This window comes from Glutamicibacter sp. NPDC087344 (genome assembly GCF_044744225.1).
In the GTDB taxonomy this organism is placed as follows: domain Bacteria; phylum Actinomycetota; class Actinomycetes; order Actinomycetales; family Micrococcaceae; genus Glutamicibacter.
On record NZ_JBIUXY010000004.1, the window covers coordinates 357,752 to 377,478 of the forward strand.

17 protein-coding genes and 1 tRNA gene are annotated in these 19,727 nt (G+C 61.8%); 10 read left to right on the plus strand and 8 right to left on the minus strand.

The window, feature by feature from the left end:
• Nucleotides 1-129: 129 nt before the first annotated feature.
• The 8 genes from ACIOWL_RS09270 to ACIOWL_RS09305 all read left to right on the plus strand — a co-directional run bounded on the left by ACIOWL_RS09270 (nt 130) and on the right by ACIOWL_RS09305 (nt 9,266).
• Entirely contained in the window at nt 130-2,037 is a 1,908-nt protein-coding gene (locus ACIOWL_RS09270) for an NHL domain-containing thioredoxin family protein (protein ID WP_400383900.1), read from the plus strand.
• Nucleotides 2,038-2,170: 133 nt separating this feature from the next.
• On the plus strand, nt 2,171-3,070 hold the full coding sequence (locus tag ACIOWL_RS09275; RefSeq protein ID WP_400383903.1) for a helix-turn-helix domain-containing protein: 900 nt from the start codon (nt 2,171-2,173) through the stop codon (nt 3,068-3,070).
• Nucleotides 3,043-3,813, plus strand: a complete 771-nt coding sequence (locus ACIOWL_RS09280) for a siderophore-interacting protein (RefSeq protein ID WP_400383905.1) — start codon at nt 3,043-3,045, stop codon at nt 3,811-3,813. The genes ACIOWL_RS09275 and ACIOWL_RS09280 overlap by 28 nt, the downstream gene beginning before the upstream one ends.
• Nucleotides 3,814-3,953: 140 nt before the next feature.
• The gene (locus tag ACIOWL_RS09285; protein WP_400383908.1) at nt 3,954-4,958 is read left to right on the plus strand and encodes an ABC transporter substrate-binding protein; all 1,005 of its coding nucleotides are present in this window, start codon (nt 3,954-3,956) and stop codon (nt 4,956-4,958) included.
• Nucleotides 4,955-6,031, plus strand: coding sequence for a FecCD family ABC transporter permease (locus ACIOWL_RS09290; RefSeq protein WP_400383911.1), 1,077 nt, complete (start codon nt 4,955-4,957; stop codon nt 6,029-6,031). Before ACIOWL_RS09285 ends, ACIOWL_RS09290 begins: the two co-directional genes overlap by 4 nt.
• Complete coding sequence (locus ACIOWL_RS09295) at nt 6,028-7,092, plus strand: FecCD family ABC transporter permease (RefSeq protein ID WP_400383914.1); 1,065 nt, start codon at nt 6,028-6,030, stop codon at nt 7,090-7,092. Before ACIOWL_RS09290 ends, ACIOWL_RS09295 begins: the two co-directional genes overlap by 4 nt.
• A 22-nt stretch (nt 7,093-7,114) precedes the next feature.
• Nucleotides 7,115-7,903 carry an ABC transporter ATP-binding protein gene (locus ACIOWL_RS09300; protein ID WP_400383916.1) on the plus strand — a complete coding sequence of 263 codons (789 nt, stop codon included), beginning with the start codon at nt 7,115-7,117 and terminating at the stop codon, nt 7,901-7,903.
• A 109-nt stretch (nt 7,904-8,012) separates the two neighbouring features.
• Nucleotides 8,013-9,266, plus strand: a complete 1,254-nt coding sequence (locus ACIOWL_RS09305) for an MFS transporter (RefSeq protein ID WP_400383918.1) — start codon at nt 8,013-8,015, stop codon at nt 9,264-9,266.
• A 1-nt stretch (nt 9,267) separates the two neighbouring features.
• Here the strand turns inward: ACIOWL_RS09305 and ACIOWL_RS09310 are convergent, their stop codons facing one another.
• A complete protein-coding gene (locus ACIOWL_RS09310) occupies nt 9,268-10,290 on the minus strand; it encodes a hypothetical protein (RefSeq protein ID WP_400383920.1) in 1,023 nt (340 codons plus the stop codon).
• 61 nt (nt 10,291-10,351) lie between these two features.
• The gene (locus ACIOWL_RS09315) at nt 10,352-12,079 is read right to left on the minus strand and encodes a helicase HerA-like domain-containing protein (RefSeq protein WP_400383922.1); all 1,728 of its coding nucleotides are present in this window, start codon (nt 12,077-12,079) and stop codon (nt 10,352-10,354) included.
• A 354-nt stretch (nt 12,080-12,433) separates the two neighbouring features.
• Between ACIOWL_RS09315 and ACIOWL_RS09320 the strand changes: the two genes are divergently transcribed.
• The gene (locus ACIOWL_RS09320) at nt 12,434-13,777 is read left to right on the plus strand and encodes an MFS transporter (RefSeq protein WP_400383924.1); all 1,344 of its coding nucleotides are present in this window, start codon (nt 12,434-12,436) and stop codon (nt 13,775-13,777) included.
• Between the two features lie 45 nt (nt 13,778-13,822).
• Here ACIOWL_RS09320 and ACIOWL_RS09325 read toward each other — a convergent pair whose 3' ends face one another.
• The 6 genes from ACIOWL_RS09325 to ACIOWL_RS09350 form a co-directional block, all read right to left on the minus strand.
• Entirely contained in the window at nt 13,823-14,596 is a 774-nt protein-coding gene (locus tag ACIOWL_RS09325; RefSeq protein WP_400383926.1) for an amino acid ABC transporter ATP-binding protein, read from the minus strand.
• Nucleotides 14,583-15,248 (minus strand): amino acid ABC transporter permease, encoded by a 666-nt coding sequence (locus ACIOWL_RS09330; RefSeq protein ID WP_400383928.1) that lies wholly within the window; start codon nt 15,246-15,248, stop codon nt 14,583-14,585. Before ACIOWL_RS09330 ends, ACIOWL_RS09325 begins: the two co-directional genes overlap by 14 nt.
• Before the next feature lie 75 nt (nt 15,249-15,323).
• A complete protein-coding gene (locus tag ACIOWL_RS09335) occupies nt 15,324-16,127 on the minus strand; it encodes an amino acid ABC transporter substrate-binding protein (protein ID WP_400383930.1) in 804 nt (267 codons plus the stop codon).
• 130 nt (nt 16,128-16,257) lie between these two features.
• Nucleotides 16,258-17,187 carry an AEC family transporter gene (locus tag ACIOWL_RS09340; RefSeq protein WP_400383931.1) on the minus strand — a complete coding sequence of 310 codons (930 nt, stop codon included), beginning with the start codon at nt 17,185-17,187 and terminating at the stop codon, nt 16,258-16,260.
• Between the two features lie 68 nt (nt 17,188-17,255).
• A tRNA-Gly gene (locus tag ACIOWL_RS09345) sits at nt 17,256-17,326 on the minus strand.
• A gap of 92 nt (nt 17,327-17,418) precedes the next feature.
• On the minus strand, nt 17,419-17,910 hold the full coding sequence (locus tag ACIOWL_RS09350) for an SseB family protein (RefSeq protein ID WP_400383933.1): 492 nt from the start codon (nt 17,908-17,910) through the stop codon (nt 17,419-17,421).
• 110 nt (nt 17,911-18,020) lie between these two features.
• Here ACIOWL_RS09350 and ACIOWL_RS09355 point away from each other — a divergent pair, with 110 nt between their 5' ends.
• Nucleotides 18,021-19,724, plus strand: coding sequence for a fumarate hydratase (locus ACIOWL_RS09355; protein ID WP_400383935.1), 1,704 nt, complete (start codon nt 18,021-18,023; stop codon nt 19,722-19,724).
• Nucleotides 19,725-19,727 lie beyond the last annotated feature (3 nt).

A 19,727-nucleotide genomic window follows, 5' to 3' on the forward strand; every position in this document is an offset into this window, starting at 1 on the left:
GACCTGCGGATGTGTTGAGCATCTCGCCGCAGGCGGCTCAACGTAGCTTAACGCTGTTAGTCCCCACCCGCATGGTGGCGGATAATTGAACACAATCCGCCACACCCAGGCAACTGCGAAAGGATGCTCATGAGCGCCACTTCCGATTCGGTCCGAGCTAACTACAAGGTGCGCGCCAGCGAACTGCTGGGCCGCAACTGGCTGAATACCGGTGGTAAACAGCTGGACCTTGAAGCCCTGCGCGGCAAGATCGTGCTTTTGGACTTCTGGACCTTCTGCTGCATCAACTGCCTGCACGTGCTGGACGAGCTGCGCCCGCTGGAGGAACAGTACTCCGACGTGCTGGTCACCGTGGGTGTGCACTCCCCGAAATTTGAACACGAGGCGGATCCGGAGGCGCTGGCCGCCGCCGTGGAACGCTACGAAATCCACCACCCGGTGCTGGATGACCCGGAGCTGGTGACCTGGCAGGCCTACGGCGCCCGCGCCTGGCCAACCCTGGTGGTGCTGGATCCCGAGGGGTACATCGTGGCTCACCTCTCCGGCGAGGGCCACGCCCAGGGGCTCGGCTCGCTGATCGATGAACTGATCGCCGAGCATGAGGCCAAGGGCACCTTGCACCGCGGGGACGGCCCCTACGTGGCCCCCGAGGCGCGCGAGGGAGACCTGCGTTTCCCGGGCAAGGCCATCGCGCTGCCCAATGGGAATTTCCTGGTGGGCGACTCCGGCCACCACCGCCTGGTTGAACTCTCTGCCGACCTGCAGCTGGTGCGCACCATCGGCGCCGGGGTTAAGGGTTATGCCGACGGGGATGCCGGCACCGCGCAGTTCAACGAACTGCAGGGGCTCACCGCGCTTCCTGCGCCGCTGGCCGCAGAACTGGGCTACGACGTGATTGTTGCCGATACCGTGAACCACCGGCTGCGCTCGGTGAACCTGAGCACCGGGATTGTCGGCACCTTGGCCGGCAACGGGGTGCAGCGTTTGCTGGACGCGGATACCGCGCGCAGCGCGCAGCAGCCAACCCAGCTTGGCACCGATGCGCTGAACATTTCATTGTCCTCGCCGTGGGATGTGCTGTACCACCCGTCGGGACAGGTGCTCATCGCGATGGCCGGAACCCACCAGATTTTCGCTTTCGACCCGCGCACGGGTGCGGTGTCGGTCTTCGCTGGCAGCGGGCTGGAAGGCTTGGCCGATGGCGAGCCTAGCGAGGCGTGGTTTGCGCAGTCCTCGGGGCTGGCGCTGGCCGGCGAGGACGTGTGGGTAGCGGACTCGGAAACCAGTGCGCTGCGCCGCATCGAGATTGCCGACGGGGCGGCCGTTGCCGTGCACACCGCGATCGGCACGGGCCTGTTCGACTTCGGTTTCCGCGATGGCGCCGCCGAGCAGGCGCGCCTGCAGCACCCGCTGGGTGTGGCGGTGCTCCCGGATGGATCGATCGCGATCGCCGACTCCTACAACGGTGCGGTGCGCCGTTTCGACCCGTCGACTGCCACGGTTTCCACCCTGGCCAAGGGCCTGAAGGAGCCGGCCGACGTGCTGGTGGATACCTCCGTGGACGGCGACCCGGTGCTGCTGGTGGTCGAGACCAATACCCACCAGCTGGTGCGTATCCCCATCCCTGCCGAAGCGCTGGTGGTGGACGAGGGCGCAAGCCAGACCCAGCGTCCCAAGACCCGGGTGCAGTCCGGCAACCACGAGATCGTGGTGCGTTTCGCCGCGCCCAAGGGGCAGAAGCTTGACGACCGTTGGGGCGACCCGACGCAGCTGAAGATCTCTGCCAGCCCGGAGGACCTGATCCTCGAAGGTTCGGGAACCTCCACCGGGTTGACCCGCACCCTGAGCCTGAATCCGGAGATCACCGAGGGCGTTTTGCATATCACCGCGCGTGCGGCCGCCTGCGACGGCGAGCCCGGCGGCGAGATCCCGGATCACGCCGCCTGCCACCTCTACCAGCAGGACTGGGGTATCCCGGTGGTGCTGGATGCCGAGGGCGAAAACGAGCTGCTGCTCGATCTGCGCGGCGTGAACTAAATATCTGCCGGCAAGCCCCTGCGCCGCACCTTTTCGGGTGTCGACGCAGGGGCTTCTTTTGTGCCCCGGCAACGCGGATGACGCAAAAGGACCAAATTGCCACCCCGCTGTCCATTTTCGCGTATTGTCATCGATGATGCAGATACATGGACAACTCGCGGACGTGGTGTGGACCACGGCAACGGTCGTGGCGCAGGAGTTCGCGGAGATCACCGAGGACCGCGACTCGGCTGTCACGTTCCCGTGGATGCTGACCTCGGAAACCTTCCTCAGCCAGGCGCACCAGCGCTGGCCCGGCGGGATCCACCGCGACCACGAACTGATTTTTTCCACCAACGGCACGCTGACTGTCGAAATTCAAGGCCGTCTGTGGATTGCGCCGCCCGGGCTGGGAATCTGGATTCCCGCCGGGCAGGCGCATCATGTCACCACCGAACCCGGCACCGTGGCGCACGTGACCTATTTCGCGACGGATCGAATCAGCGTGCCCTGGGAGGGGATGAGCGCCATCGGGGTGACCACCCTGATTCGCGAGCTCATTCTGGCCAACAAAAATGCCGAGCTGACCGATGAGGTGCGGGCGCGGGTCCAACGGTTGGTGTGCGACTTGTTGGCGCCCGTGCGCACCATGCCGCTGGAAATCCGGATGCCCGCGGACCCGGCGTTGCGGATTGTCGCCGAAGAAATCCTCCGCGACCCGGCCAACAACGGCACCAGCGCGGACTGGGGCAAACGCCTGGGGGTCAGTGGAAGAACCGTGAATCGCGGGTTTGACCGGGAGACCGGTTCCACGCTGACGCAGTGGCGTATCCGGGTGCGAATTCGACGCGCGTTGATTGACATCGCCGCGGGGCATTCGGTGGCGTCCATCGCCCACGAGCTGGGCTACGCGAATCCAAGCACCTTTATCCAGCTGTTTAAGCAGACCACCGGTTACACCCCGGCGGCCTACTTCAAGACCTTTGAAAACTCGCACGAACCAACCGAACTTGAGGAGCCAAAGCCATGGCATTTTGCGAACCGGCCGAAGTAATCAGCGTTGCGCGGATCACGCCCGCGATGATGCGAATCCGCTTGCGCGCCCTGGGGGACTGGCGTTGGCATGTCACCGGTTTTGGCGACGAGCGGATCGACCTGGCCTTCCCGCGCGAGCACGAGAGTGTGGCGGAGGTTGCGTATTTCAACAACGAACACCTCGCCGAAGAGGCGGGGGACGGCGAGCCGCCCTGGCGGCACTATACGGTGCGTTCGGTGCACGCCCAGGGTGCGGAACTTGAGATCGACTTTGCGATTCACCAGGTCGGGGTGGCCTCCAACTGGGTGCAGCGCGCTGAACCGGGGCATGTGCTGGGGGTCTTTTGCGGAAGCTCCGCGCCGAGGGCCTATTACGCGCCGCCCCAGGATGCCGACTGGCAATTGCTGGTCGCCGATTCCACGGGGCTTCCCGGGCTTGGACGCATCGTTGAGGAGCTCGAACCCGGCCAACGGGCCATCGCGGTGATTGAGGTGCCAAGCGAGGCCGACCGCCAGGAAATTGAGACCGACGCGCAGGTCCAATGGGTCTGGCTGGTGGGGCCCGGAGGCGAGCAATCCGTGTTGCCCGAGGCGGTGAATTCCCTCGTGCTGCCCGGCGGCTCTGGCTACGTGTGGGGAGCGCTTGAAGCGTCGGCCGCGCGGGCGGTGCGCAAGGAACTGAAGCAGGTGCACGGTGTCCCGCGTGATCGCCAGCGGATTGTGGGTTATTGGAATGCCGGGCTTGCCGGCCACGTCGACTAGCCCCTACATCTTGCGGGGCCACACCCACCGCGCTGTCCACAAATAGGTATTAATTGTCCATCCTCATGAATCAAGACAGCGCTAGCATGATTCGTAGAGGTTTGGCTTACCTAATTAATGTGGATTGAGGATGGTTTATTTTGCGTGATTCCCAGATGCGCTCGTTGGTGACGGTGCCGCTGTGCGCGGTGCTGCTGCTAGGTTCCCTGAGTGCCTGTTCTTCGGCAGACGCCCAGCCCGAAACACAGAGCAGTGAAGAGGCGGCACCCAGCAGCCACACCGTCACCACGGCCTATGGCGAGGTTGAGATCCCCTCCGACCCGCAGCGAGTTGTTGCCGTTTCCTACAACACCCCGTGGCAGCTGGAAGCCGTGGACATCACGCCCGTGGCCATGCAGGACTACTCCGCCTTCGCGGATTCGTTTACCGTGGAACAGCAGGAACTGATCGCCGGGATGGAGAACACCGTAGGCGGGTTCTTCGAGCTCAACGTTGAAGCGGTGATGGCCGCCAAGCCGGACCTGATCGTTGGCGACGTGCTGGAAATCGATGAGAAGACCTTCCAAGAGCTCTCAAAGATCGCTCCGACCGCCATCTTCGAGGGTGAATCCCGCGGCGACTGGCGGACCATCGGCGCTGGAATCGCCGAGGCGGTTGGGCGCACCGAGGTCTTTGAGCAGTCGCGCAGCAGCTACGATGCCGAACTGGCACGCATCAAGTCCACCTATGCCCAGGTCCTAAAGCAGCCGTGGGCAGCGATCGCCAGCGGCGACGTGGAAGGCGGCTTCTCCACCCTCTACCCAGGTGGCGAGGTCGGCGCGCTATTTTTTGACGACCTGGGCGCGAACCTGGCGGCGAGCATTCCCGAAGAAGCCGAAGGGGATCGCGGGTGGATGTACATTTCCCCGGAGCTGACCACCTCGGTGCTGGACGGGGCTGAGATCATCGTGGCCGCCGCGAGTGCCGACGGCGAACTTCCCGAGGATCTTGCCGGAACGGTGAAGTCCAAGCTGTTCACCGACCTGCCTGCCGCCAAGGAGGGGAACGTGTACCAGGTGTATTCCAGCGTGACCGACTACGCGACGGCCAGCGACTGGCTGTCCACGGTTGAGCAGGATGTGTTGCAGCCTGCATCCGCTAAATGATCGTTAACAACCGGATGCGGATCAACGGATCCAGCACTTCGCAATCTACGGTTAAGCCCGGTATTGGCAGCCGCCATCGGCTGCTGGTACTGGGCTTGGCCCTGTTGGTGCTCGTCGTGGTGATGATCGCCAGCCTGGGCATCGGGGCCCGGGCGATTGCTCCGGGAGAGGTCATCGCGGCCCTGCGCACCGCCGCGGAGGGCACCGGCGGCGGGGAGATTCACGAGATCGTGCTGGGGATGCGGCTGCCGCGAGCCTTCGTCGGGGTCCTGGTGGGTGCGGCCCTGGGAGTATCCGGGGCGCTCATCCAGGCGCTGACCCGCAATCCGCTGGCCGACACCGGTGTGCTCGGGGTCAACGCAGGCGCGGGTTTTTTGGTCACCGTCGGCATTGGCTGGTTTTCCGTAGGCAGCATCAACGGCTACATCTGGTTCGCCTTTATCGGCGCGGCCGCGGCAACCCTGGTGGTTTTCACCATTGGCGCCGCCGGGCCGGCCGGTGCGACACCCATTCGCCTGACACTGGTTGGCGTAGCGCTGGGGGCAATACTCAGCGGCGCCTCCAACATGATTTCCTTGGTGAATCCCAAGGTGCTTGACGGCCTGCGTTTCTGGGGTGCCGGGTCGCTGGCCTCGCGTGATGAACACGTGTTTTGGGTGGTGCTCCCGTTTGTTGTGGTGGGACTGGTTCTGGCCGGATTCTTAGCGGTTCCGCTGAACGCCATCGCGCTGGGGGAGGACCGTGCCCGCGCCCTGGGTGCCCACGTGGGGCGGACCCGGGCGCTGGTGGTGGTGGCCGTGACGCTTTTGGCCGGCGCGGCCACCGCGGCGGCCGGGCCGATCGGATTTGTCGGATTGATGGTGCCGCATGTGGTGCGTTGGATTGTCGGCCCGGATCAGCGGTGGATCATCGTGTATTGCATGGTGTTTGCCCCGATTTTGTTGCTGGTCGCGGACATTATCGGGCGTGTGGTGGTGACACCTCAGGAAATGCAGGTTGGCATTGTGACCGCCTTTGTCGGTGCCCCGGTACTGGTGCTGTTGGCACGACGACGAAAGACGATTGGACTATGAAACAACCCACCGGCGAGCACCGCCCCGGGTACCTGGTGCTGCGTACCTCCGGGGTGCTGCCCGAGATTTCCGTGCGGCTGATCAAACGCACGGTGCTGGTGTGTGCGCTGCTGCTGTGCGCCTGCCTTTTCCTGGCGGTGATCTGCCTGGGCATTGGCGACTACCCGATTTCGCCGGACGAAACCCTGGCCGTGCTTTTTGGCGGGGGTTCCCCTCAGGCGCAATTGGTGGTTGTCGAATGGCGCATCCCTCGGGTGGCGCTGGCCCTCCTGCTGGGATTCGCGCTGGGCCTGAGCGGCGCGGTGTTCCAATCATTAACCCGGAACCCGCTGGGAAGCCCGGACATCATCGGCTTCTCCACGGGTTCCTACACCGGTGGCTTGATTGCGATCCTGGTGCTTGGCGGGGGATACCTGACTACCGCCGCCGGGGCGGTGCTTGGCGGTTTGGCGACGGCCGTGGTGGTGTACCTGTTGGCCTACCGCAACGGGGTTCAGGGATTCCGGCTGATCATCGTGGGGATCGGTGTCTCCGCGACCCTGGCTTCCGTCAACACGTGGTTGATCACCCGGGCGCACCTGGATGACGCCATGCAGGCTGCGATCTGGGGCAGCGGCTCCCTCAACGGCCTGGGGTATGAGCAGCTCTGGCCGGTGCTGGCCCTGCTGGCGGTGTGTGTTCCGGTGCTGGCGGCACACGCGCCTGCCCTGCGCCAACTTGAGTTGGGTGATGACCGGGCCGCGGCATCCGGCACCCGCATCGAGCTGGCGCGGCTGAGCGCCATGCTGTGGGGCATCATCCTGGTGGCCATCTGCACCGCGGCCGCCGGTCCGATTGCATTTATTGCGTTGGTGGCACCGCAGATCGCCCGGCGCCTGTGCGCCAGCGCGAGCATCAGCTTGTTTCCAGCGGCGCTGACCGGTTGCTTCTTGCTGTTGCTATCGGACCTGGCGGCCCAACGAATTTTTGCTCCGGTTCAGCTACCGGTGGGTGTCATGACGGTTACCCTCGGCGGAGTGTATTTTGTCTGGCTGCTGATCCGTGAACGCCGAACATCCTGAGAATCCCAAGGAGTGCACTTCCATGCCTGTCGACCTGCAGCCTGCGCGGTTGAACGTCCGCAACGTGAGTCTTGGCTATGCCAGACGATTAGTCGCCGAACACCTGGATGTCAGTGTGCCGGATGGTTCCTTTACCGTGATCGTGGGGCCGAACGCCTGCGGCAAATCCACGCTCTTGCGCGCCATGGCCAGGCTGTTGCGCCCGGCCGAGGGGGAGATCACCCTGGATGGCCGGTCGATTGCGGGATTCTCCGGCAAGCAGCTCGCTCGCGAGATCGGCCTGCTGCCGCAGGCATCGATTGCACCGGAGGGAATTACGGTCTTTGATCTGGTGGCTCGCGGGCGGTATCCGCACCAGAAAATCACCCGCCAGTTCTCCGTGGCGGACGAACAGGCCGTAAACGAGGCCTTGGAGGCCACCAATACCGTTGAGCTGGCCCACCGCACCGTGGATGAACTCTCCGGCGGGCAACGCCAACGTGTCTGGGTTGCGATGGCTTTGGCGCAGCAGACACCGATCCTGCTGCTTGATGAACCGACCACCTATTTGGACATCGCCCATCAGGTCGAACTGCTGGAGTTGTGCCGCACCCTGAATGAACAGGGGCGGACCATGGTTGCGGTGCTCCATGACCTGAATCAGGCGGCACGCTACGCGTCCCACCTGATTGCCATGAAAGACGGGCAGATTGTGGCTCAGGGCAAACCCGCGGAACTGATGACGGAAGAGCTGGTGCACAAGGTCTTCGGGTTGCGCAGCCACGTCATCCAGGACCCGTATGCGAAGTGCCCCTTGGTATTGCCGGCCTAGGAGTCACCCGGTGTCATACAAAACACAAATTATGAGGAAACCTCAGTAATTTCTGTTGAATGTGGCTAGACTGGATGCGGGAGGCGCCGGAGGGATCCGGCAGATACTGATGGCATCACAAATGTTCCGGGCTTTGGAAATACCCAACTACCGCAACTGGGTGGTGGGCGCGCTGGTTTCCAACATCGGAACCTGGATGCAGCGTGTGGCGCAGGACTGGCTGGTGCTCACGGTCTTGACCAACAACGACGGCACCGCCACCGGCATCACCACGGGCCTGCAATTCCTGCCCGTGCTGCTGCTGGGACCCTATGCGGGGCTGATCGCCGACCGCTTTAACAAACGCCGGCTCTTGATGTTCACCCAGGCGTTTATGGGTGTGTGCGCGATCGTCCTGGGGGTGCTGGTGGTCACCGACACCGCCCAACTGTGGCACGTGTACATCCTGGCGACGCTGCTGGGCATCGGCTCGGCTTTTGACGCCCCGGCCCGCCAGGCATTCGTCTCCGAAGTTGTTCCCGGCACCTACCTGACCAACGCGGTGGCCCTGAACAGCGCCAACTTCAACTTGGCCCGGCTGGCGGGCCCCGGGGTGGCCGGTGCGGTCATCGCCGCCGTCGGCACCGGGCCCGCGTTCTTGATCAACGGCGCCTCGTTTTTGGCCGTGATCCTTTCCCTGGCCCTGATGCGCACCGAGCAGTTGCATCCGGCCAAACCGGTCAAACGCGAACGCGGGCAGGTACGCGAGGGGTTCCGGTATGTCAAAAGCCGGCGTGATCTGCTGCTGATTTTCGGTTTGGCCTTCGTGATCGGCACCTTCGGGCTGAACTTCCAGCTGACCAACGCCATGATGGCCACGGAAGCCTTTGGGGTGGGCGCCGGAGAGTTCGGCATCCTGGGCAGCATCATGGCCGTAGGAACCTTCGGCGGAGCCCTGCTGGCCGCCCGGCGGTCAAGCCCGCGCTGGCGCTACATCATCGGCGGCGGCATTGCCTTTGGCTTGGCGGCTTTGGCCAGCGCATGGATGCCGAACTACGTGCTCTTCGGCCTCATGCTGGTGCCGGTGGGTCTGTGTTCGCTGACGTTCTTGAACAGTTGCAACACCATGGTGCAGACCTCGGTCCCGGCACAGTACCGGGCCCGGGTGCTGGCCCTGTACCTGATGGTGGTGATGGGCGGCACGCCGATCGGTTCGCCGCTGATCGGATGGCTTGCCGAAGAACTGGGTGTGCGAGTGGCGGTGTCCATCGGCGCCGGACTCTCCCTCGCAGCCAGCATTGCCGCATTGGTCGCCTGGCAGAAGCTTCGCCATGACGCGGTACCGCTGCGTGCTCAGTTCCGCGAGCTGCTGAACCTGCGCTAGGCTAGTGGGCTTCCTGCTCACCATCGGCAACTGGCACCACGGACACTTCGGTGGTGCTGGTGGTCAGCTGCGCGGTGAAGGAGAACTTTTCGGTCACCTTCTTGGCTTCCTTGGTGCCGGTGCGCAGGTCTTGCTCCACCAGGTCCACGCTGGCTTTGACCTCTAGCGGAGACAGGATCCACGCGCCGTTGTAGTAGCTGACCTCAATGGTGGGGTAGGTATCGATAGACCACGCGATGGAGGATGAATCCACCCGTGCGGTGGTGTTGTAGGCAAAGGGGCAACCGGAAGGCATGAGCACCTGCTGCGTGGCGCACTCATCCAGGTAGGACTTGACCTTGGCGTTGATTGACGCGATAAATTCCTTGGTGGGTTGGGTCTTCAGCGCAATTTCCACCGGCTCCTTGCTCGGTCCGGTCACCACCACACCGCGGGTATCAGCCTCGAAGTTCTTGGTGCTGAAACTGGCATCCAGGACGGCTGGGTAGAACACCGGCAACGTGCTGGTGCCGGCCTCCAGCGGGATGGCCTGCTGATTCACGTTGACCTCATTGACGGTATTCGCCTTGATCTGAACCGTAGGAAGCGTCGAAGGCTCGAAGGCCCAAGTGTCAAAAAACAACCAGTTTTTGCCCGTGTGGCGCAGTGTGTAGGTTGACTCCTTGTCCACCCCGGCGGCCTTGTAGTGGGCGGTCACCAGGCGCAGATCCGGATCTTGATCGCTGGGCACCGCGGCATCAACGGCGAATTCGGTGATGCCATCCTGGGTGCGTTGCAAAACCTCGCCATCCAATGCGACAGCATCTCCCTGGGGAACCGAGGCCTGCATCAGGCCCAGCGCCCGCGCCCCGTCGCCCTGCACCAGGTAATGCTGCAGGTTGCTCACCTGCTGCTGCGCGGAAAACAAGAAGCGGTTCGCCGTCAACGCGCCGCCAATCAGCAGTGCGATAACAAGAATGGCGACAATGATCCACCGCAGGGCAAGACGCGATGCGGGGACGGGCACGGAGGTACGAGAGTTCATTACCTATCAGGCTAGCGGTTTTTTAGGTCCACACTGAAACTGAGCGACGTGTTGCACCGATTTATCGCCGTTTGCGTTTGCGGGTGCCAAACATCCCGCGCAGCACCTCGCGGCCAAGCATGTTCGCCGCGTCCAAGGCAAAGTCCATCAGGTCATTGGACTGTGTACGCTCCGCCGGACGCCGCGACGATGTGGGTGCCGGGCGGCCGGAGCTATCAGCGCGGTGAGGGCGCTTGGCCGGTGCCGGGTCCAGATCTTGCGGGGCGTCGGGCATCGGGAAATCGCTGGCCGGCACCGTGGTGGGTTTGCCCAAGATCGACTCGGCGATACGCCGTGCCTCTTCATCGATCTGGGCACCCGAGGAGGGTTGTGTGCTGGTGCTGGGCGCCACCGGCTCCGGTGCCTGAGGCTGGACAGGAGGTTGCGCCGGCTGGGAGGCGGTGGCAGCGGCCTGACCCGTCAATATTTCGTGGGCGGAGTCGCGATCCACCGCGGTTGAATACGTGGATGCGAGCGGCGATTGGGCGATCAGCGTTGAAACAATGGAGGCATCGGCAGGACCGATCCGCGAGCCCGGGGAAGCCAGACGGGTCCATGCAGCCGGCGTTGGAACACCTCGTTCGCCCAGCACCGTGACCACCGCTTCGCCGACACCGGCTTGGGTCAGTGCGGTTTTCAAATCCAGCTCTCCGGCGGGGAAGGTCCCCATCACCTCCTTGAGCGCCTCGGCGTCCTTGGGAGTGAACACTCGCACTGCGTGCTGCACCCGGGTGCCCAACTGGGCCAGGACCTCGTCCGGCAAATCGGCGGGGGATTGGGAGATAAAAAACAGGCCAACACCTTTGGAACGAATCAGCCGCACGGTGGAGATGATTGCCTCGGTGAAGGCCTTGGAAGCACCCTTAAACAGGAGGTGGGCCTCGTCGAGGAAAAACACCAGTTTTGGTTTCTCCAGATCTCCGGCTTCGGGCAGTTCGTCGAACAGGTCGGCCAACAGCCACATCAGGAAGGTGGAGAACACCAATGGCTTGCGGTTCAGCGACGGCAGCTCCAGCACGCTGATGACTCCGGTGCCATCGACCCGCAACAGGTCGGCGGTATCGAATTCCGGTTGCCCGAAGAAGGGTTCCAACCCCTGGGCCTGCAGGATGGTCAGACCGCGCAGGATCACCGAGGCGCTCGCCGGGGATACCCCGCCGAGTCCGCGCAAATCTTCCTTGCCTTCGGTACTGAGTAAAAACTCCAAGACGGTTTTCAGGTCTTTGAGGTCATCAAGCGGGAGCTGGCGGGAGTTCGCATAGTGGAAAACCAGCTGGAGGACCTGTTCTTGGGTCTCGTTAAGTTCCAGCACCCGAGAGAGCAGAATCGGCCCGAAGGAGTCCACGGTGGCCCTCACCGGGATGCCGTCCGTGCCGTCGCCCAGTGTCAGGAATTCAACCTTGTTGGCGCGGGCGGTGAACGTGTGCCCGATACCTGCCAGCCGCGTCTCAAGTTTTTCACTGGGTTCGGCGGCCTGTGCCAGACCGCTCAGGTCACCTTTGATATCCGCCAAAAAGACCGGCACCCCGGCCACGGCCAATTGCTCGGCCATCACCTGCAGGGTCACGGTTTTGCCGGTTCCGGTGGCTCCGGCGATCAGGCCATGGCGGTTGAGCATCGAGAGTGGAACACGGACCTGGGCTTCGGGCCGTGCACTGCCGTCAACGATGGCGGCCCCCAGCTCCAAGCATTCGGTGGTGAAAGCGTACCCATTGATCAGGTTTGTCAGCAGCGCAGATTCCATAGCCATAGCATAATCTTTCCACCCCGGTTCACGAGGGACATTCGTCCGCAGAAACCCCAAGGTAACGGTGGATTATGTGCGGGCCAGGCAACAGCTGACAGCGTTCCGCGGGTCTTGCAGTACAAAAACGGTTCAGCGATTCGAGATCCTCTTGTTAGTCAACTGCGCACCTAGCGTCGTGATACACGAAGAACGCAGACCCACCGGTCATGGCGAATCTGCTTCCATGCGGGGCCAAACCCTAGTGTGACTAGTTCTGGCAGGCGTAGAATTTCCCGCAAGTCCACAGTCATGAAGTTCTAGGTACCCCAAAACTGCAACATACATTCCGAATACAGTGCTCCTATCGAAGGAGAAGCCATGTCTCAAACACCGCAATCCGCTGAAGAAACACGGTTCAAGAGGCGGTTTTTCATCCGGCTTTTCGGGGTGCTCGCCGGTGGCACCTTACTCGATGGCTACATCTTGGGCATCATCGGCCCGGTGACAGCAGTGTTGCAGGCAGAACTTGGTTTTACCGCGCTGCAAGTTGGGCTCCTGGCAGCCATGACCATGATCGGTATTCTGGTTGGCGCGCCGCTTGGAGGATGGGCCGCCGACAAATGGGGTCGCAAACCAATTTTCATCATCGACATTTCCCTGTTTGTGCTGGCGTCATTTTTCCAGTTTTTCGTGGGCTCGCCCGAAGCGTTGATGCTCGTACGGCTGGCCATGGGTCTGGCGATCGGCGCCGAGTATTCTGTGAGCTGGCCGATGCTCTCGGAATTTGCTCCTGCCCGCACACGCGGCCGACTCATGTCCATCAATCAAATCGCGTTCTACGGCGGTTTCATGATTGCCTACGCACTGGCGTTCTACCTGAGTGAGATTGGTGTTTCATGGCATCTGATCCTAGGGTCGTCGACGATTCTTGCCGTGGCCCTGCTGCTTGGCCGTCTCGGCCTTCCAGAATCTGCCAGATGGTTGTGGTCCAAGGGCAGAAAAGACGAAGCACGAACCATTGCGTACAAATACATGGAGGGTGCGGCCGACGTTGCTGACTTCGAACGAGATTCACAGGTAGGGCGCAAGGCCCGGTTCATGGAAATCTTTGCACCGGAGCACATCCGGTCCACGGCGTTCATCTCCATTTTCTGGTTCTGCAACGTTCTTCCCTATTTTGGAATCGCGACCTTCGCCGGGGCAGTCCTGGGTGAATACGGCCTGGCCGATGGCCTAGGCGGAGGCGTGGGACTTTCGATGGTTGCAGTGCTCGGTGTGATTGCCACGATGTCATTAATCGACAAGGCAGGCCGCCGATTCTTCACGGTCCCTCCGCAGTGGATCATGCTGGGGATCTTCCTGATCTTGGGATTTTGGTCGGGTGCCCCGTCCTGGCTGGTGCTGGTGCTCTTTTTCCTCTTCTCATTCCTGAACGCGATTAACGGGGTTCTCACCGCGGTGTATCCAAGCGAGATCTTCCCGACTGAGGTTCGCGGAGTGGGGACTGGATTCGCGGCGGCCTTCAGCCGGCTGGGTGCGGCCATTGGAACCTTTATGCTTCCCGTGGGAATCGAGAAGATCGGCATCGGACCGGTGCTTCTGTGCCTTGCGGTGGTGGTCGCCATCGGCGCGGTGGTCTCGCAGCTCTGGGCGCCGGAGACGAAGGGAAAAACCCTGACGGAAACCACTGCCGGAATTCCGATCGTGTCGAAAAAGCACTAGGGCATTTGCCCGAAGCCGCAGGTCCGCGCCGCCGAAAATCCGAGGTCAGAAGGGATGCAGCAATCGTTGCATGAAAGCTTGGGTGCGCGGATTCTGCGGTGTGCTGAGCACCTGGGAGGCCGGTCCGGTCTCCACCACCACACCGCCGTCCATGAAAACCACCGTGTCGGCGACATCGCGGGCGAACGCAAGTTCGTGGGTGACCAGCACCATGGACCAACCCTCTTGGGCGAGCTCCTTGATCACCACCAGAACTTCACCAACCAATTCCGGGTCCAGGGCGCTGGTGGGTTCGTCAAAAAGCAACAGGTCGGGTTTGAGCATCAAGGCGCGCACAATTCCCACACGCTGTTGCTGGCCGCCGGAGAGCGAACTGGGGTAGGCCTGCGCCTTATCAGCCAAACCGACACGTGCCAGCAGTGCCGTGGCCTGATCCAGCACTTCTTCACGCGGGCGCTTTTGCACTTCCAGCGGTCCAGCGGTGACATTCTGAAGCACGGTGAAGTGCGGGAAGAGATGATGTCCCTGGAAAACCATTGCCGAACGCTGACGCAAGACCTGCGCACTTTTAGGTTTCATGCCGGCGGTGAACTGAACTTCGGGGCCGCCGGCGAACGCCACGGTTCCTGCGTTGGGGATTTCCAACCCGTTCAGGCACCGTAGCGCCGTGGTTTTGCCCGAACCCGAGGGGCCGATCAAGGCCACGACCTCGCCGGCGTGCACGGTGAAATTGATTCCCTTGAGCACCTGATTATCCGCGAAAGCCTTATGCAGCCCGGAAACCGTCAGCAGAGCGGGAGCCGAATTATTTTGCGACATGCTTTTCAAGCCGTCCTTCCAGTGAATTCTGCAGGGCAGAGAGCAGCAGGCAGATGACCCAGTAGATCCCGGCGGCGGTGCAGTACAGGAGCATGAATTCGAAGGTCACTGCCGTAATTTCCTGTGCTTTGCGGAACATTTCACTGACGAGGATGACCGAAGCCAGCGAGGTGTCTTTGACGAGCGAGATAAATGAGTTCGACAGCGGCGGGACCGCCACGCGAGCGGCCTGCGGCAGGATAATGCGATACAGCGTCCGGGTGCGAGACATCCCCACGGTGTAGCCGGCTTCCCACTGGCCGGCCGGCACCGAGAGGATCGCCGCCCGCAGGATCTCGGCACAATAACCGCCGGTGTTCAGGCTGAAGACGATGATGGCGCTGGGCCACGGGTCGATGGTCAAACCGATGGAGGGCATGCCGTAGAAGATGACAAAAAGTTGCACCAGCAGGGGAGTGCCGCGAATCAGTGAAATGTAGATACGCGCAATCGTGGAGAGCGCCTTGTTGCTGCTGATCCGCATCAGCGCCACGAGCAGCGCGATGGCCAGGCCGATAGCGAAGCTGATGACTGCCAGCGGAATGCTGGCGGTGATTGCCGCCTTGGCCAGCGGCCAGAGCGAGTCGAGGAACAACTGCCAATTCGAGTCCATGGGTTACCTTTTGCGCAAAATGAAACCGGCTCCACGCGTTCTACGTGTGGAGCCAGTCTACTGTGAAGTCAGACGCTATTTGCTGATGTCCTCGCCGAAGTATTTTTCGGAGATCTTCGCCAGTTCGCCGTCGGCGCGCAGGGTTTCCAACGCCTGGTTGATGGCTTCTTGCAGGTCCGTTGCATCCTTGCGCAGGGCAACTGCCGAGTCGGTTTCTTCCTCGGCTTCGGCGGCAATCTTGATGCTGTCATCCGGATTCGTTTTTTGTGCGTCGAGGAAGGTGAGTTTGTCGTTCACCGTGGCATCCACGCGGCCCTGCTTCAGCAGGGTCACCGCTTGGGCCCAGCCTTCGACCGGTTCCACGGTGGCGCCGGCATCCTTGGCGGTTTCGTAGTAGTTGCTGGTCAGCGATTGGGCGGTCTTCTTGCCCTTGAGCGAGTCGAAGGAGGTGATGTCGGTGTTATCGCTTTTGGTGACGATGACACCGGTGGAGACCGTGTAGGGCTCGGAGAACAGGTACTTGGCTTCGCGTTCAGGGTTGATGGCGACCTGGTTGGCGATCACGTCGAATCGTCCGGCATCCAGTCCGGCGAAGATTGCATCCCACTGCGTCTGCTGGAACTCAACCTCGACACCGAGCTCTTCGCCGACGGCCTTGATGACCTCCACGTCGTAGCCGGTCAGTTCCGAACCTTCATTGTAGGAAAACGGGCGGTAGGTGCCTTCGGTTCCCACGGTCAGCACCCCGGCGTCCTTGACCTTCTGCAAGGCGGAGGTGCCGGCTTCCTCGGTCGAGCCGTTGGGAGTGGAGGAACCGCAACCACTGAGGGCCAAGGCGAGGGCAGCGGTGGTGGCTAGCAGGGGAGCGATGCGTTTCACGAGAACCTCACAAAGATGTAGGGGGACAGATACCCACTTTCAACGGCCGGCAACCGCCGGGTATTCCTCGATCATAGACCCGCTCGCCAATACCGCTCCGAAGTGCGGACATGTGAAGAAATACGACCGGTCAGATACCGAGCAACAGCGCCAAGATCATCATCAGCGGGATGGCGCAAATGGTTGTCACCAAAACGGTGTCTTTGGCGACAACAACACCGCGGTCATAGCGTGAGGCGGTCACAAAGATGTTTTGCGCGGTCGGCAGGCCAGCCATGATGACCGATGCGATCAGTAGTTCGTCGCGCAAGCCGAAAAGGTAGTAGGCCAGCGCCCATGCAAGCAGCGGCTGCAGAACCAATTTGGCGGCCGAGCCCACCAGAACATCGGCGCGGCGTCCGGAGCTTTTGGCCAACGGCTTGGAGCCAACCAATGAGATGCCGAAGGCCATCAGCATCGCCGGAATGGAAGCGCCGGAAATCAGCTCGATGGGCTCAAGCACAATCTGCGGGACTTCGAAACCGGTCAGCGCAACCACCAGGCCCAGCATCGAACCGATGATCATCGGGTTCTTGAGTGTAGCCGCAATCATGGCTAGCGGGGTGGTGCGGTGTTTGGAGGTGGTGGCATCAAGCATGGCCAGATTCACCGGCTGATACAGGGCCAACTGGAACAAGATGATGGGCGCGGCGTAAGAAATGTCGCCGAGCACATACAGCGCAATGGGAAGTCCCAAATTGGCGGAGTTCACCGTGGAGGCCGCCATGGCGGCAACAATTTTTTCCGAGGCTTGGCGTTTGAGCCAGCGGGTGGTCACCAGGTAGTAGACCACCGCGGTGAGGACCGCAGAGATTGCCGCCACCCAGAGCAATGGGCCAAGCACCGCGACAGGATCGGAGTCTGCCAGGGTCATGAACAACAGCGCCGGGCTGGCCACAAAAAACGTGACGCGGTTCAGCACGTAGCGGGCTTGCGGGCCCAGCACCCCGGTACGCCCCACCAGGTAACCGACGGCGATAACCACCCAGATGATGGAGAAGCCTTCCAAGACACCGGCCATGAATCTCCCCCTCGCAATAAAACAAAAAAATTGCCGGGGCACCAATTGGTGCTCCGGCAATTCGTGCGAGCGGGCGACGGGAATCGAACCCGCGTATCGAGCTTGGGAAGCTAGCGCTCTACCATTGAGCTACGCCCGCATGCTCCGAGCGGCCTAATGACGGCCCGGGCAGAAATCAGCATATCCTACGAAACGGCAACAGAAAAATCGGTCAGCCGAAGCGCCGAAATATTAGCCTTCAGTTTCGTTGTTTTGCTTCAGCATCTGTTCCTTGAGGATCTGCACACCCTCGGCAGGAATCTCGAAACTCAGGTCATCACCGGGATTCACGACGAACCCGGTACCCTGCAGGGCACGGACAATCGAGGCGCCCTGCACCTTCACGCCGTAGCCGGCCTGATCGATGTAGCTGGAGGGGATACGTTCAATGGAGGTGAACACGGCAACCATCGGCGCCCCGGCGGGGTTGGTCAGCAATAGCGGTTGGGCGTTTTTGTTTTCTCCGGTCACTTCCTCGCGGGAGAGGAAAAATACCTCGGCGCTCATGAACGCGCCAAGGACCGAGCCGGAGAGCTCCGGTTTGTTAAGCCCTGCCTGCAGCATCATTTCGAAGTGCGTTTTCGGCCGGGCCCGCTCGTTGTCCATCGGAGTTTCGATGATCATATCCGGGCGCTCGTTTGGATCTTGTCCGTCCAGCGGGGCGGAGGTGTTCTCGGTACTCATATCCCAAGCATGTCGTGATCACTGCGCAGGTGCAAACCCCGAATAAGGCAATTTTGGTGAGAAGGCCTAAACTGGACGGTGAGCACCCACCATAGATTCAAGGAACGAGCATGCCTGAATTTCGTTATGAGGATCTTCTGCCCCTCGGCGAAGACACCACTGCCTATCGCAAGATTTCCACCGAAGGCGTCGAGGTTGTCGCCGGCCCGGACGGGAAAAATTTTCTCAAGGTAGCCCCCGAAGCACTGGAGCTTTTGGCGGAAACCGCCCTGCACGACATCTCGCACTACCTTCGCCCAGCGCACCTGCAGCAGCTGCGCAACATCCTCGATGATGAGGAAGCCAGCCCGAACGACAAGTTTGTGGCACTGGACCTGCTGAAGAACGCAAATATCGCTGCCGGTGGCATCCTGCCAATGTGCCAGGACACCGGAACCGCCATCGTGATGGGCAAACGCGGCCAGCGTGTGCTCACCGAAGAGCAAGACGAAATTTCACTCTCGCGCGGCATCTACGACGCGTACACCCGACTGAATCTGCGTTACTCGCAGCTGGCTCCCATCACCACCTGGGAAGAGAAGGCGACGGGCAACAACTTGCCGGCGCAGATCGACCTGTACGCCAACACCAAACCCGGGGCGGACACCAGCTACAAGTTCCTGTTCATGGCCAAGGGCGGCGGATCGGCCAACAAGTCGTTCCTGTATCAGGAGACCAAAGCCATCCTCAATGAGAACTCCATGTTGAAGTTCCTTGATGAGAAGCTGCGTTCGCTGGGTACCGCTGCCTGCCCTCCGTACCACCTGTCCATCGTCATCGGCGGCACCAGCGCCGAGATGGCGCTGAAAACCGCCAAATACGGTTCGGCCAAGTACCTGGATTCCCTGCCAACCGAGGGAGCGATGACCGGACGCGGTTTCCGCGATACCGATCTGGAAGAGAAGGTATTGGAACTGACCCGCCACTTCGGCATCGGCGCCCAGTTCGGCGGCAAGTACTTCTGCCACGACGTGCGGGTGGTGCGTCTGCCACGCCATGGCGCCTCAATGCCGGTGGCCATTGCCGTGTCCTGTTCGGCCGACCGCCAGATGCTGGCGAAGATCACCGAAGAGGGCCTGTTTGTCGAGCAGCTGGAAACCGATCCGGCACGTTTTATGCCTGATGAGTCCCACCCGGCTATCGCGGCGCACGACGAGGACACCACCGGGGTTTCAGGCACCGGCGGTTCTTCGGTGGTCAAGATCGACCTGAACAAGCCGATGGATGAGATCCTTGCCGAGCTGACCAAATTCCCGGTCAAAACCCGGCTCTCGCTGACCGGCCCACTGGTGGTGGCCCGCGATATCGCGCACGCAAAGATCAAGGAACGCCTGGATGCGGGCGAAGAGATGCCGCAGTATCTCAAGGACCACCCGGTCTACTATGCGGGTCCGGCCAAGACCCCCGAAGGCATGGCCTCCGGGTCCTTCGGTCCGACCACTGCCGGTCGCATGGACTCCTACGTGGATCAGTTCCAGGCCGCCGGCGGTTCCATGGTGATGCTCGCCAAGGGCAACCGTTCGCAGCAGGTCACTGACGCCTGCGACACGCACGGTGGTTTTTACCTCGGTTCCATCGGTGGCCCGGCAGCCCGCCTGGCGCTCGACTGCATCAAAAAGGTCGACATCATCGAGTACGAAGAGTTGGGCATGGAAGCCATCTGGAAGATCGAAGTTGAGGACTTCCCGGCCTTCATCGTCGTTGACGACAAGGGAAATGACTTCTTCGCCTCCACCCTGAAGCCGACCTTCACCGGCATCCCGGTTCGCTCCTAAGCG

What these genes read in the sequence shown, in the direction of transcription:
- ACIOWL_RS09280 (WP_400383905.1), top strand. Translation starts at nt 3,043, where the DNA reads ATGGCATTTTGCGAACCGGCCGAAGTAATCAGCGTTGCGCGGATCACG.
- ACIOWL_RS09275 (WP_400383903.1), top strand. Translation starts at nt 2,171, where the DNA reads ATGATGCAGATACATGGACAACTCGCGGACGTGGTGTGGACCACGGCA.
- ACIOWL_RS09350 (WP_400383933.1), bottom strand. Translation starts at nt 17,910, where the DNA reads ATGAGTACCGAGAACACCTCCGCCCCGCTGGACGGACAAGATCCAAAC.
- ACIOWL_RS09330 (WP_400383928.1), bottom strand. Translation starts at nt 15,248, where the DNA reads ATGGACTCGAATTGGCAGTTGTTCCTCGACTCGCTCTGGCCGCTGGCC.
- ACIOWL_RS09295 (WP_400383914.1), top strand. Translation starts at nt 6,028, where the DNA reads ATGAAACAACCCACCGGCGAGCACCGCCCCGGGTACCTGGTGCTGCGT.
- ACIOWL_RS09310 (WP_400383920.1), bottom strand. Translation starts at nt 10,290, where the DNA reads ATGAACTCTCGTACCTCCGTGCCCGTCCCCGCATCGCGTCTTGCCCTG.
- ACIOWL_RS09340 (WP_400383931.1), bottom strand. Translation starts at nt 17,187, where the DNA reads ATGGCCGGTGTCTTGGAAGGCTTCTCCATCATCTGGGTGGTTATCGCC.
- ACIOWL_RS09325 (WP_400383926.1), bottom strand. Translation starts at nt 14,596, where the DNA reads ATGTCGCAAAATAATTCGGCTCCCGCTCTGCTGACGGTTTCCGGGCTG.
- ACIOWL_RS09290 (WP_400383911.1), top strand. Translation starts at nt 4,955, where the DNA reads ATGATCGTTAACAACCGGATGCGGATCAACGGATCCAGCACTTCGCAA.
- ACIOWL_RS09355 (WP_400383935.1), top strand. Translation starts at nt 18,021, where the DNA reads ATGCCTGAATTTCGTTATGAGGATCTTCTGCCCCTCGGCGAAGACACC.
- ACIOWL_RS09320 (WP_400383924.1), top strand. Translation starts at nt 12,434, where the DNA reads ATGTCTCAAACACCGCAATCCGCTGAAGAAACACGGTTCAAGAGGCGG.
- ACIOWL_RS09315 (WP_400383922.1), bottom strand. Translation starts at nt 12,079, where the DNA reads ATGGCTATGGAATCTGCGCTGCTGACAAACCTGATCAATGGGTACGCT.
- ACIOWL_RS09305 (WP_400383918.1), top strand. Translation starts at nt 8,013, where the DNA reads ATGGCATCACAAATGTTCCGGGCTTTGGAAATACCCAACTACCGCAAC.
- ACIOWL_RS09270 (WP_400383900.1), top strand. Translation starts at nt 130, where the DNA reads ATGAGCGCCACTTCCGATTCGGTCCGAGCTAACTACAAGGTGCGCGCC.
- ACIOWL_RS09300 (WP_400383916.1), top strand. Translation starts at nt 7,115, where the DNA reads ATGCCTGTCGACCTGCAGCCTGCGCGGTTGAACGTCCGCAACGTGAGT.